Below are 13,127 nucleotides of genomic sequence, written 5' to 3'. Positions count from 1 at the left end.
GACGTCTGCCCGTTCAGCGATACGAGCCGGCCGCCCACCAGCGCGTGCACGCCGGCGGCGGCACCCTCCGCGACACCGGGGTCGGTGGCGGCGACATCGGAGGGGTTCCACCCGGCGGCGAACCTCTCGTCGAGCGCAGCGCCGTCGGCGTTGATCACGTAGGGCCCTTTGATGTCGGCGCGCGCCAGGGTCCAGATGATCTGCGCGGCAAGCAATTGCTTGCTGTGCGGGTCGGCGACGGTCAGCAGTTCCAGATCGATGCGGGCGCCGGCGTAACCATGTCCGATGCCGGTCTTTCCGCCGTCGGCCCGAGTCACCGGTCCGCGCAGCCGCAACGGCGGGCCGAGCATGTTGCGAACACTCTTTGCCATCTCCGGACGCGGACCGGCGATCAGCTTGGAAACCAGCTCGGTGGCCAACTGATCACGGTCGGCCACCGCGACGTAGCGCGGATCCGGAACGACGGTCTTGCCGGTCGGGTCCGCGAAATACAGAGTGTTGCGCTTGTAGGTGGCCTGGAATTGCTGCCAGTCCAAAAAGACGCCGTTGGGCAGGCGGTCGATGCGCCAGCCGCCCGGTGTCTTGATCAGCTCGATCGGACCGGGATCGGGCAGCATGCCCTCCGCTGTTTCGAATACGCCCATATCCGAGAGCGACCCGAGTTTGTCTGCCCGCATCGTCACCGAAACCCGTTCACTGCTATGGGTTTCCACGAAGACCACGTGGTCGATCAGTAGCGCACTGCCGGCATCATCCCACGCGTTCGACGCAGACTGGGTGAGGAACTGACGCGCAGCAAGGTGGCGGTTGGCCGGATCCGCGGTGGCTTTGAGGAATTCGCGCAGCAGCCTGTCGGGATCCATGCCCGGTGTCGGCTTGGGCAGGTTCGACGGCGCCGGTCGCTCAACCGTGCCGATGGCTTGAGGCGCCGACGCACTCGGCACGCCGGCGCAGCCCGCGAGCACCACCGCCACGGCGAACAACAGCCCGGTGAACTGCCGCATCACACGCCCCTCTCGGCGTGCTCCCGCGGCCGGGGCTGATGCTCGTTGCGTTCTGGGGCAATCGGTTTCATCGGCAGCGGGCTGGTGGTGACCTTGTGTCCGCGCACCAGTGGAAGCGTCAGCCGGAAGCAGGCGCCGTTGCCCGGTTCGCCCCACGCTTCCAGCCGCCCCTGGTGCAGGCGGGCGTCCTCGACGCTGATCGCCAACCCCAGCCCGGTCCCACCGGATCGCCGCACCCGCGACGGGTCCGAGCGCCAGAATCGGCTGAACACCAGCTTCTCCTCGCCCGGCCGTAGCCCGACGCCGTAGTCGCGGACGGTGACGGCGACGGTGTCTTCGTCGGCTGCCATCCGAATCCGCACCGGCTTGTGCTCGGCATGGTCGATGGCGTTGGCGATCAGGTTGCGCAGGATCCGCTCGACGCGTCGCGGGTCGACTTCGGCGATCACCCCTTCGGGCGGCATGTCGACAATTAGCTGGACGCCCGCACCTTCGGCGAGGTGACCCACATTGCCCAGCGCGCTGTTGACCGTGGCCCGCAGGTCGACGGCCTCGACCGACAGTTCGGCCACGCCGGCGTCGTGGCGGGAGATTTCCAGCAGATCGTTGAGCAGGGTTTCGAACCGGTCCAGCTCGCTGACCATCAGTTCGGTGGACCGCTGCAGCGCCGGTTCGAGGTCCTCGCTGTGGTCGTAGATCAGATCCGCGGCCATCCGGACGGTGGTCAGCGGGGTGCGCAACTCGTGGCTGACATCGGAGGTAAAACGGCGCTGGAGGTTGCCGAACTCTTCCAGTTGGGCGATCTGTCGCGACAGGCTTTCGGCCATGTCGTTGAACGACACCGCCAGCCGGGCCATGTCGTCCTCGCCGCGGATCGGCATCCGCTCGGACAGATGTCCCTCGGCGAACCGTTCGGCTGTCCGGGCGGCGGCCCGCACCGGCACCACGACCTGGCGAGTGACCAGCCACGCAATACCGGCCAATAGCACCATCAACACCAAGCCGCCGGTAGCCATCGTGCCGCGGACCAATGCGATCGTGCTCTGCTCGTTGCCCAACGGGAAAATCAGGTAGAGCTCAAGGTTGGTCACTCGCGACGACGTCGGGGTGCCGATAACCAACGCCGGACCCGAGAAGCCTTCGGTATGCACGGTCGCGTACTGATAGGCGACCTGCCCCGCCTTGACGAAGTCCCGCAGGGCATTGGGCAACTGGTCGACCGGCCCGGCCGCGGCCGCGGGCCTGGGGCCGTAACCGGGCACCACCAGCACCGCGTCGAACGCGCCGGCTAGTCCGGCGCCCGACGTCGGATCGGTTTTGGACGTCAAGGTGTTGCGGGCCAGCTGCAGGCTGCTTTCCAGCGACCGCGCCTCCTCGCCGCTGACGATCCCGCTGACCGTGTTACGGGCCCGCTCGATCTGCTCGGTGGCCGCACGGACCTTGACGTCAAGAACGCGGTTGGTGACCTGACTGGTCAGCGTGAAGCCGAGTACCAGGATCACCGCCAGCGACATTCCCAGCGTCAGGGTGATGACCCGAAGTTGCAACGAGCGGCGCCAAGCCGCGCCGACGGCCCGGCTCAAAGTACCCATGCCCCGCATCACGGGACCGGAACGGCCCGAACGGCCGCGAATTCGTGGCCTCGAGCCCCACATCAAGACGTTCCGGTCACGGAGGTCCGGCCTTGTAACCCACTCCTCGAACGGTCAGCACTACGGTCGGGTTTTCAGGATCTTTTTCCACCTTGGCGCGCAGACGTTGGACATGCACGTTCACCAAGCGGGTGTCCGCTGGGTGACGGTATCCCCACACCTGTTCGAGCAGCACATCACGAGTAAACACCTGGCGCGGTTTACGCGCCAACGCCACCAGCAGGTCGAACTCCAGCGGCGTCAGGGAGATCTGCTCGCCGTTACGAGTCACCTTGTGCGCCGGCACGTCGATCTCGACGTCGGCGATGGACAGCATCTCGGCGGGCTCGTCCTCGTTGCGCCGCAGCCGTGCCCGCACCCGGGCGACCAGCTCCTTGGGCTTGAACGGCTTCATGATGTAGTCGTCGGCACCCGACTCCAGGCCAAGGACCACATCGACGGTGTCGGTCTTGGCTGTGAGCATCACGATCGGGACACCCGAGTCGGCGCGCAGGACCCGGCACACGTCGATGCCGTTCATACCGGGCAACATCAAATCCAGCAGCACCAGGTCGGGGCGCAGCTCGCGCACCGCGGTGAGCGCCTGGGTGCCATCACCAATGACCGCGGTGTCGAAACCTTCGCCGCGCAGGACGATAGTCAGCATCTCGGCCAGCGAAGCGTCGTCGTCGACCACGAGAATTCTTTGCCTCATGGTGTCCATGGTGTCACCAGATCTCGATAAAACGGAGCTGCCACACGCGCGTTTCTTGCCCGAATACCACAGTTTGCGCCGTTAGGCCGTCAACTTGGCCGCCAGCAGGCCAGGATCGACATCCGCGTCGACCACCAGCCAGCGCCCGCCGAAGCCCGCGGCGGCCAGGCCGGCGTACACCGCGCCGGTGCGTTGCTGGAGCTCGTCGTCGCGTTCGTAGGCATCGCGCGACCGGCTGGCATCCTCGCGGGCCCGCTGGCGGGCGCGCTGGCCAGCAAGCTCGGCCGAAACCCCAAGCAGCACTTGCCAATCCGGTGCAGGAAGCTGCAGCCGCTGGTATTCGATCCGGTGCACCCAGCCGACCACCTCACCGCCGGCGTCCTGATGCAGCCGGGCGGCGCTGTAGGCCGCGTTGGACGCCACATAGCGGTCCAGGATCACCACCTCGTGGCCATTGCACAGTGCCCGGATGTGGTCGGCGGCACCGGCGCGGTCCAGCGCAAACAGCATCGCCATCGCATACACCGACGACGTCAGGTCACCGTGCTGGCCGTGCAGCGCCTCAGCCGCAACGTCGGCGGCCACCGACTCCCCGTATCGCGGGAACGCCAGCGTTGCCACCGACCGCCCGCCCGCTTCAAAGGCCGCGCGCAGACCCTGTGAAAGCGTCCGCTTTCCGGCGCCGTCGACGCCTTCGATCGCAATCAGCACGGCGCGAGCTTAACCGCTGGGATGGGGCCGGAACTCATGCCACACCAGCCACAACTGCACCTGAGCTGGGTACACACATCACTTCGGAAAAGAGGGCGCCGGTGATATCAGGTGCCGCCAGGTGATATCACATGCGCCGTCGAAATGAAGAAGCCACTAACCTCACAGCCAGCGACTCAAGAGGCTGATGGGACTCGTGAGACCCTGGCGTCGCGCAGCGCTGGCCAGCTCAGTAGCGGTAGTGGTCCGGCTTGTAGGGGCCGTCGACGTCGACGCCGATGTACTCGGCCTGCTCCTTGGTCAGCTTGGTCAGCTCGCCACCCAACGCGGCGACGTGCACCCGGGCCACCTTCTCGTCCAGGTGCTTGGGCAGCCGGTAGACCTCGTTGTCGTATTCGTCGTTCTTGGTCCACAGCTCGATCTGGGCGATGACCTGGTTGGAGAAGCTGTTGCTCATCACGAACGACGGGTGCCCGGTGGCGTTGCCCAGGTTCAGCAGCCGGCCCTCAGACAGCACGATGATCGACTTGCCGGTGTCCCCGAAGGTCCACTGGTCGACCTGCGGGCGGATGTTGGTCTTGGTGGCGCCGGACTTCTCCAGCCTGGCCATCTGGATCTCGTTGTCGAAGTGGCCGATGTTGCCCAGGATCGCCTTGTCCTTCATCGCCTTCATGTGCTCGAGGGTGACGATGTCCTTGTTGCCGGTGGTCGTGATGACGATGTCGGCCTCGCCGATCACGTCCTCGACCCGCTTGACGTCGTGGCCCTCCATCAGCGCCTGCAGCGCGTTGATCGGGTCGATCTCGGTGACGGTCACCCGCGCCCCCTGACCTGCCAGCGACTCGACACTGCCCTTACCGACGTCCCCGTAGCCGCAGACCAGCACCTTCTTGCCGCCGATGAGTACGTCGGTGCCACGGTTGATGCCGTCGATCAGCGAGTGCCGGCAGCCGTACTTGTTGTCGAACTTGCTCTTGGTGACCGAGTCGTGGACGTTGATCGCCGGGAATGCCAGATCCCCGGCCGCCGCGAACTGGTAGAGCCGCAGCACACCGGTGGTGGTCTCCTCGGTGACGCCCTTGATCGACTCGGAAATCTTGGTCCACTTGTCCTTGTCGGTCTCAAAGCGGTGGCGCAGCAGGTCCAGGAACACCCGGTGCTCAGCCGAGTCGTCCTCGTCGTCGGGCGGCACCACGCCGGCCTTCTCATACTGCGCGCCGCGCAGCACCAGCATCGTGGCGTCGCCACCGTCGTCGAGGATCATGTTGGCCGGTTCGTCCGGCCACGTCAGCATCTGCTCGGCGGCCCACCAGTACTCCTCGAGCGTCTCACCCTTCCACGCGAAAACCGGCACACCCTTGGGCTCTTCGGGGGTGCCATGCGGGCCCACGACGACCGCGGCGGCGGCGTGGTCCTGGGTGGAGAAGATGTTGCACGACGCCCACCGGACTTCGGCGCCCAGCGCGACGAGGGTTTCGATGAGCACCGCGGTCTGCACGGTCATGTGTAGCGAGCCGGAAACCCGGGCTCCTTTGAGCGGTTGCACGTCGTGGTACTCGCGGCGCAGCGACATCAGGCCCGGCATCTCGTGTTCGGACAGCTCGATGTCGCGGCGACCGTAGTCCGCCAACGACAAGTCGGCCACCTTGAATTCGATGCCGTTGCGAACGTCGGCGCGGGGCGAACTTTCGGTCGTCGTCATGTGTGTAGGCCCATTCCTTCGTCTTCAACTAATTAGCTTGCATATACATTATGCCCGACGCGGCGGTGCCCTGATGCGGGGTCAGTCGGGTTCCACCACACCGTAGCGTTCGGCGACCGGTGTCATCAGCCGCGCCAGATCCGCGGCGACGTCATGGTCGGCTTCCGGCGGCATTGACACATAGCTAATGCACAACCGGACGATCGCACGAGCCAGGATGCCGGAGTCCTCGTCGCTGGCTTTCATCCAGCTGTGCTGGAACGACGACGTCAGCCGAGCCGAGCAGTGCGTGATGATCGGCCCGCTGTCGGTGGTGATGATTTGCAGCAGATCGGGTTTGGCCACTCCGGTCAGCAGAGAGATGACCAGCGGGTCGGCCGCCGAATCGGAGAAGAAGGACCGAAATCCCTGCAGGAAGGCGGCGTAGACGTCGCCGACGTTGGAGTAGATGGCGTCCTCGACGGCGTCCACCAGTCGATCGGCCAACCGCAGCGCATAGCCCTGAGCAAGGCCTTGCCGCGACCCGAACTCGTTGTAGATGGTCTGCCGGCTGATGCCCGCCGCGCGGGCCACGTCGGCCAGAGTGATCGCCGACCAGTCCCGGCTGAGCAGCAACTCGCGCATCGCGTCGAGCACCGAATCACGCAGCAGGGCCCGTGACGCCTCGGCGTACGGGACCCGTTGCTTCACATGCGCGAGAGTAGCTCTTGTCACTGCGCCGCTCGTCCTCATCACTGCGTTCTGCATCGTCGCCGGCGGCTAAGACCGTGCGACTTCCACCATCTCGAAGTCGGATTTCGCTGCGCCGCAGTCCGGGCAGCTCCAATCTTCGGGGATGTCATCCCAGCGGGTGCCAGGCGCGATGCCGTCCTCCGGCCAGCCCTTGGCTTCGTCGTACTCAAAGCCGCACTGCACACAGATGAACAGTTTGTAGTCGGTCATTTGATTACCTCCATTGAATGTCCGACTCCTCCTCGTGCCGTGCCGGCACGCATCGTCATCGGACGCATCTCGAAGTCGATCTTTTCGCGTACCGCGCAGTCCGGGCAGCACCAGTCTGCGGGGACCTGCTCCCAGCGTGTACCGGCTGGAAATCCTTCTCGTGCAGCGCCTTTGGCTTCGTCATAGGCGTAACCGCAGCTGGGGCAGCAATAGACGGTCATCACGCCGCCGCCCCATAGCGGGCCAGGATCTTCTCACGGCGGCGCGGTTGGACGTTGACCCGGGTGATATCGCCGCCGTAGTGCGCCAGCACCCGGTGGTCCATCAACCTGCGCCACAACGGCGGGAAGTAGGTCAGCCCGATCAGCGCCGCGTAGCCGCTGGGCAGATTCGGCGCCCCGTCCATGCTGCGCAGTGTCTGGTAGCGCCGGGTTGGGTTGGCGTGGTGATCGCTGTGCCGCTGCAGGTGGTACAGGAACAGGTTGGTGACGATGTGGTCGGAGTTCCAGCTGTGCTCGGGGGTGCAGCGCTCGTAGCGGCCATTGGCATTCTTTTGCCGCATCAGCCCGTAGTGCTCCAGGTAGTTGACCGCCTCCAGCAGGCTGAAACCGAAGATCGCCTGGATGATCACGAATGGGATTGCCGCAGGGCCGAATACCGCGATCAGCACACCCCACAGCAGTACCGACATGAGCCAGGCATTCAGTACGTCGTTGGACAAGTAGGTCTTGGGGTTCCACGGACTGACGCCTTGCCGGCGCAGCCGCTGTGCTTCCAACCGCAAAGCCGAGCGCAGGCTGCCGAAGACGCTGCGGGGCAAGAACTCCCAGAACGTCTCACCGAAGCGCGACGATGCCGGGTCCTCCGGTGTGGCCACCCGCACGTGGTGGCCGCGGTTGTGCTCGATGTAGAAGTGCCCGTAGCCGGTCTGCGCCAGGGTGATCTTGGACAGCCAGCGCTCAAGCGACTCCTTCTTGTGTCCCATCTCGTGCGCGGTGTTGATCCCTACCCCGCCGAGAGCGCCCACCGAGAGCGCCAGGCCGATCTTGGCCGCCCAGCTCAGCGGACCGTCGTAGCCCAACCAGCTCAGGTTCGACGCGGTGAACAGATACGCGCCGAGGAACAGGCTGAGGTACTGGAACGGGATGAACGCGTAGGTGCAGTAGCGGTAGTACTTGTCGTTCTCCAGCCAGCCCATTACCTCATCGGGAGGGTTCTGCCCGTCAGACCCGAACCGCAGGTCAAGTGCCGGCAGCAGGATGTAAAGCAAGATCGGGCCGATCCAAAACAACACCTGCGAGGCGGTCTGCCAACCGAATTGGTTCATCGCCCAGACGATCGGCAGGATCGCCAGCAGCAGCGTCGGGACGATCAGTCCCATCAGCCACAGGTAGCGCTTCTTGTCCTGCCAGACCGCGGTGTCTGGGCTTAGTTCGGCAGTCATCTGGCAACCTCCTTGTGAGTCAGAGCACGTTGCGGTTGGACATTACAGGGGTTTGCGTCTTCTGTCTAGACACAGATAGCTGATTTGTAAAGTAAACTCGGCGATAGGCCGGCGCCCAACGTGTACTCAGGGCGGAAAATCGGATGAGAATTCGCCGCCAGTGCATGCTCGGCGCGCTGGCTGCCAAGCGACGTGGCTTAGGAGGCGACCTCGGCGTCCTTGGCCACTTCAGCGGCCTCCCGCCTGGCCAGCACGGAGTGCCGACGCCCGTATCCCAGGTAAATGGCGATCCCGGCGACCATCCAGACGGCGAACCGGATCCACGTCAGCGCCGTGAGGTTGACCATCAGCCAGAGACACGCGCAAACGGAGGCGATCGGTAGTAGCGGCACCCACGGGGCCCGGAAGCTTCGTGGCAGGTCGGGGCGGGTCCGGCGGAGCACAATCACCCCGGCAGACACCAGGACGAACGCAAACAGCGTCCCGACGTTGACCATCTCTTCGAGCTTGACCGTCGGAAACGTCGCCGCCGTCGCCCCGACCAACACCGCCACCACCGCGGTGATTCGCACCGGCGTTCCGCGCGAACTGGTCTTGGCCAGCTGACGGGGCAGCAACCCGTCGCGGGCCATTGCGAACAACACCCGGCATCCGCCGAGCACCAGCACCATGACCACCGTGGTCAGCCCGGCCAGCGCGCCGACCGAGATGATGCCGGATGCCCAGTGCACACCGTTGGCCGCGAAGGCAGTGGCCAGATTGGCGTGCCGGCCGTCGGGGGTGGTCTTCAGCTCGGAGTAGGGAACCATGCCGGACAGCACGATCGACACCGCGATATAGAGCACGGTCACGATGCCCAACGTGGCCAGGATTCCGCGCGGAACGTCGCGTTGCGGGTGCTTCGTCTCCTCGGCCATGGTGGCGACGATGTCGAACCCGATGAAGGCGAAGAACACGATCGACGCTCCCGCCAGCACCCCGTACCAGCCGTAATGGCTGGTGTGCGCGCCGGTGAGCAACGACAACACCGACTGATCGATGCCGCTGCCGGCGTGGTCGGCCTGTTGCGGCGGAATGAACGGCGAGTAGTTCGCCGGCTTGATGTAGAAAGCGCCGACGACCACCACCAGCAACACCACCGACACCTTGATGGCGGTGACCACGGTGGAAAAGTGCGACGACAACTTGGTGCCCAGCGCAAGCAGCGTCGCCACCAACGCAACGATCACCAGCGCGCCCCAGTCGAGCTTGAACGAGCCGAGAGCTACTGTGCCACTGGGCAATCCAAAGACAGTCCCCATGTAGCTCGACCACCCCTTGGCCACCACTGCGCCGCCGATCCCCAGCTCTAGAACCAGGTTCCAGCCGATGGTCCAGGCTAGAAACTCGCCAAAGGTGGCGTAGGAAAACGTGTAGGCGCTGCCTGCCACCGGCAGCGTCGAAGCGAACTCCGCGTAGCACAACGCCGCCAACCCGCAGGTGATCGCAGCGATCAGGAACGAGATCCAGATGGCGGGCCCGGTGAGGTCGCCGGCAGTCTGTGCGGTGACGGTGAAGATGCCGGCTCCGATCACCACCGAAACCCCGAAGACGGTGAGGTGCCACCAGCTGAGGTCTTTACGCAGCCGGCTACCCGGCTCGTCGGTGTCGGCGATGGACTGCTCGACAGGCTTGGTGCGCCAACGACCGGCCATGAACCCGGACAGTACCGAGTACTGTGGCCGAATGCGCGGGGAGAGCAAAAGGGCGCATGCTGTCGTAATCGGGGCCAGCATCGCGGGGTTGTGCGCGGCGCGGGTGTTGTCCGATTTCTACGACCGGGTCACGGTGTTCGAACGCGACGAACTCCCAAGCACACCCGTCAACCGTGCGGCAGTCCCGCAAGGACGCCATGTTCACCTGCTAATGGCCCGTGGCGCGCTCGAATTCGAAGCGCTGTTCCCCGGTCTGCTCGACGACATGGTGGCCGCCGGGGTCCCGAAACTGGAGAACCGGCCGGACTGCATCTATTTCGGCGCTGCCGGTCACCTGCTGGGGACCGGAGACACGCTGCGGGACCAGTTCACCGCCTATGTGCCGAGCCGGCCGCATGTGGAATGGCAGCTTCGGCGTCGGGCCGTTGCTATCGAAAACGTCGAACTCCAGCAACGTTCGGTGCGCGAACCGTGCTTCGACGGTGGCACGCGACGAGTGACCGGGGTGTTGCTGGATTCCAACGACAATGCCAACCCCGAGTTCGTCGCGGCCGATCTCGTCGTCGATGCGGCCGGCCGCGGCACCAGGTTGCCGGTGTGGCTGGGGCAGTGGGGATACCAGCGGCCCCGTGAAGACGTCGTCGACGTCGGCATCGGCTACGCGTCACATCAGTTTCGGCTTCCCGATGGCCTGATCAAAGAAAGGGTGATCGTGGCCGGGGCATCCCGAGAACAGCCGTTGGGGCTGGGCATGCTCGGTTACGAAGACGGCAGCTGGGTTATCACTACGTTCGGCGTCGCCAAAGTCGAACCGCCACAAACTTTTTCCGAGATGATCCGGCTGGCCGAGAAGCTGCTTCCCGACCGGCTGCACGCCGCACTCAAGCATGCCGAACCCGTGGGCGAGGTTGCCTTCCACCGCTTTCCCGCCAGCCGATGGCGCCGCTACGACAAGCTGCATCGGTTTCCGGCTGGGATCGTGCCACTCGGTGACGCGGTGGCCAGCTTCGACCCCACCTTCGGGCAAGGCATGACGATGACCTCGCTGCAGGCAGGTCATCTGCGCCGAGCTTTGACTAGTGGTCAGGACCTGGCGCGCAACGTGAATCGGGCCACCGCCAAGACCACGTTCCCGGTATGGATGATGACCGCGATCGGCGATTTCAATTTCCACCACGCTGCGGGAACGGCGCCCAGGTGGTACCGGCCGGTGGGTAACTTGTTCGACCAGTTCCTCGGCGCCGCAGAGACCGATCCCGTTCTCGCCGAATGGTTTTTGCGCAGGTTTTCTCTGCTGGACAGCCTGTACATGATCCCGACGCCGGGGTTGATCGCCCGCACGATTCGGCACAACATGCGGCTCTGGCTGGCCGAGCGCCGGCAGGCCCGCCGGGTCAGCCAAGCGGCGGTGGGCTGATCACAAGCCGACGGTGGCCCGGAATATCTTGGTCGGTTGGTCCGCGATCAGCCGGATGGGCCCGTCGTCGGCAGCCACCCAGGCGGCGGCGCCGCGGTTGAGCTTCACCGCCCCGGACTTTCCGCACACCGTCGTCGAACCCTCAGTGCACAACAGGATCTGGGGGCCGTCATGGCGCGACGGCGCGTCGACTTCGTGGCCGAGTTGATCGTCGCCGAGGGTCAGCATCGATGCGGCAAACTCGACGGCAGGGGTGTCATAGACCAACCCGAGCCCATCATGGTGGGTGGGCGGACGCAGGTGAGACTCGGTGGTGGGTTCGAAATCCAGCACCCGCAACAACTCTGGGACGTCGACGTGTTTGGGAGTCAGGCCACCTCGTAACACGTTGTCGGAGTTGGCCATTACCTCCATCCCGACACCCCGCAGATAGGCGTGCAGGTTTCCCGCCGACAAGTAGATCGCCTCACCAGGATTAAGCGTTATCCGGTTGAGCAGCAACGCGGCCAGCACGCCGGCATCGCCGGGGTACCGTTCGCCCAACTCCAGCACCGTCTTGGCTTCGGCAGCGAATTCCGTTGCACCGCAGCTGACGTACTGGATGGCACCCTCCAGTACGGCGGCCACTAGGACATCGATGTCGGGCTGGGGTGCCGTGATCCAGGTGGTGAACAAGGCGCGCAGGCCATCAGCATCGGACTGGTCGTTCAACAAGTCGATGAAGGGATCCAGGTCGGATACCGCGAGAGCCCGCAGCAGTTCGATGGTTTGGGCCGCGGGGCGGAATCCGGCGAGTGCCTCGAATTGCTGCAGCGCCACCAGCAGCTCGGGCTTGTGGCTGGTGTCGCGGTAATTGCGCACCGGCGAGGTCACCGGAATACCGAGCCGCTCCTCGCGAAAATAACCCTCGGCGGCTTGCTCGGCGCTCGGATGTGCCTGCAGCGACAGCGGTTCGTCGGCCGCGAGCACCTTCACCAAAAACGGAAGGACGTCACCGAACCGGGCGCGGGCCACCGGGCCCAGCTGCCCTTCCGGATCGTCGAACAGCGCCTGCAGCAGTGAGGTTTCGCCGTCCGGGCCTTCCAGCCAGGCCGGATCCCCGGGGTTAGCGCCGAACCAGAGTTCGGCTTCAGGATGGGCGGCAGGGACGGGACGCCCGGTGAATTCGGCAATGGCGGTACGCGATCCCCATGCGTAGGTCCGTATCGCTCCGCGTAGCAATTGCACTGTCTACTTATCCCCGCACCAGCCGCAAATAAACCGCGGCCATCTCCAGCCGGACGGCCAATATGGCCAGTTGCTGCTCGGCCCGTTGGGCGCTTACCGACGCCGAGCGGTCATCCGACAGATCCGGCACATCCTCGGCGCCGACGATGTCGACGCCGTCGAGCGCAGCGACCCGAGACGCCACGACGGAGCGCTCGGCGTCCAACGTCAACGCCAGCACCCGCAGCCGCTCGGCGACCGGGCCGTCGATCTCCTCGTCGTGAAACAACGCCTCGTCCGGGTCGGAGGAACCCGACTCTGCGACGGCGCGCAGCGCCACCAGGGCGTCGGCGAGCCCGGTGGCGGCGACCACCTGATGCGCGATCCGCAGCAGCACCGATGACCCGTGCCTGGCCAGGGCCAGGGTGGCGGCACAGTCGCCGGCCAGCACGACACGGCGCCGGGACATGCGCTCGACTAATGCTTTGGCCGGATTGGTGAACACTTCGCGGCTGGCGCTGTTACGCAACGCCTCCGCGTCCAGTTCGTCGGCCAGCGCGGCGAGATCCACACGCAGCTTGGGATCGACGCTTTGCAAGGCAGCCAGCCCGGCGGCCAGGTACCGGCTCAGCCGGAACTCGTCGGGGATAGGCAGCCGCGG

At 65.3% G+C, this 13,127-nt stretch carries 11 protein-coding genes and 2 pseudogenes; 1 reads left to right on the top strand and 12 read right to left on the bottom strand.

The window, feature by feature from the left end; genetic code table 11:
• The 10 genes and pseudogenes from WB785_RS23090 to WB785_RS23045 all read right to left on the bottom strand — a co-directional run.
• The coding region (locus WB785_RS23090) for a GerMN domain-containing protein (protein ID WP_424082164.1) at positions 1–1,004 on the bottom strand (1,004 nt) is incomplete at its 3' end.
• On the bottom strand, positions 1,004–2,662 hold the full coding sequence (mtrB, locus tag WB785_RS23085; protein ID WP_424082162.1) for an MtrAB system histidine kinase MtrB: 1,659 nt from the start codon (positions 2,660–2,662) through the stop codon (positions 1,004–1,006). The genes WB785_RS23090 and mtrB, both read right to left, overlap by 1 nt.
• Before the next feature lie 10 nt (positions 2,663–2,672).
• On the bottom strand, positions 2,673–3,359 hold the full coding sequence (mtrA, locus tag WB785_RS23080) for a two-component system response regulator MtrA (RefSeq protein WP_422592067.1): 687 nt from the start codon (positions 3,357–3,359) through the stop codon (positions 2,673–2,675).
• 72 nt (positions 3,360–3,431) lie between these two features.
• The gene (locus WB785_RS23075; RefSeq protein WP_424082160.1) at positions 3,432–4,061 is read right to left on the bottom strand and encodes a dTMP kinase; all 630 of its coding nucleotides are present in this window, start codon (positions 4,059–4,061) and stop codon (positions 3,432–3,434) included.
• A 229-nt stretch (positions 4,062–4,290) separates the two neighbouring features.
• Positions 4,291–5,763, bottom strand: a complete 1,473-nt coding sequence (gene ahcY, locus WB785_RS23070) for an adenosylhomocysteinase (RefSeq protein WP_424082158.1) — start codon at positions 5,761–5,763, stop codon at positions 4,291–4,293.
• Positions 5,764–5,844: 81 nt separating this feature from the next.
• The gene (locus tag WB785_RS23065; protein WP_424082166.1) at positions 5,845–6,495 is read right to left on the bottom strand and encodes a TetR family transcriptional regulator; all 651 of its coding nucleotides are present in this window, start codon (positions 6,493–6,495) and stop codon (positions 5,845–5,847) included.
• Positions 6,496–6,522: 27 nt separating this feature from the next.
• Positions 6,523–6,705: a rubredoxin gene (locus WB785_RS23060; RefSeq protein ID WP_424082156.1), complete on the bottom strand. Its 183-nt coding sequence runs from the start codon at positions 6,703–6,705 to the stop codon at positions 6,523–6,525.
• A gap of 68 nt (positions 6,706–6,773) precedes the next feature.
• A pseudogene (locus WB785_RS23055) lies at positions 6,774–6,926 on the bottom strand (rubredoxin); the annotation flags it as partial.
• Positions 6,926–8,149 (bottom strand): alkane 1-monooxygenase, encoded by a 1,224-nt coding sequence (locus WB785_RS23050; RefSeq protein ID WP_424082154.1) that lies wholly within the window; start codon positions 8,147–8,149, stop codon positions 6,926–6,928. The pseudogene WB785_RS23055 and the gene WB785_RS23050, both read right to left, overlap by 1 nt.
• Before the next feature lie 197 nt (positions 8,150–8,346).
• On the bottom strand, positions 8,347–9,843 hold the full coding sequence (locus WB785_RS23045) for an APC family permease (RefSeq protein ID WP_424082152.1): 1,497 nt from the start codon (positions 9,841–9,843) through the stop codon (positions 8,347–8,349).
• A 31-nt stretch (positions 9,844–9,874) separates the two neighbouring features.
• Between WB785_RS23045 and WB785_RS23040 the strand changes: the two genes are divergently transcribed.
• The gene (locus tag WB785_RS23040; protein WP_424082150.1) at positions 9,875–11,260 is read left to right on the top strand and encodes an NAD(P)/FAD-dependent oxidoreductase; all 1,386 of its coding nucleotides are present in this window, start codon (positions 9,875–9,877) and stop codon (positions 11,258–11,260) included.
• On the opposite strand, the gene manA is transcribed toward WB785_RS23040, so the two are convergent.
• Both manA and WB785_RS23030 read right to left on the bottom strand, forming a co-directional pair.
• Complete coding sequence (gene manA / locus WB785_RS23035; RefSeq protein WP_424082149.1) at positions 11,261–12,487, bottom strand: mannose-6-phosphate isomerase, class I; 1,227 nt, start codon at positions 12,485–12,487, stop codon at positions 11,261–11,263.
• Between the two features lie 7 nt (positions 12,488–12,494).
• Positions 12,495–13,127: pseudogene (locus tag WB785_RS23030) on the bottom strand (TobH protein); the annotation flags it as partial.

Origin of the sequence: Mycobacterium sp., from assembly GCF_049585075.1 — a bacterium.
Classification (GTDB): Bacteria; Actinomycetota; Actinomycetes; order Mycobacteriales; family Mycobacteriaceae; genus Mycobacterium.
Note: the sequence above shows the minus strand (reverse complement) of the source record. Positions and strands in the feature narration are given on the sequence as shown.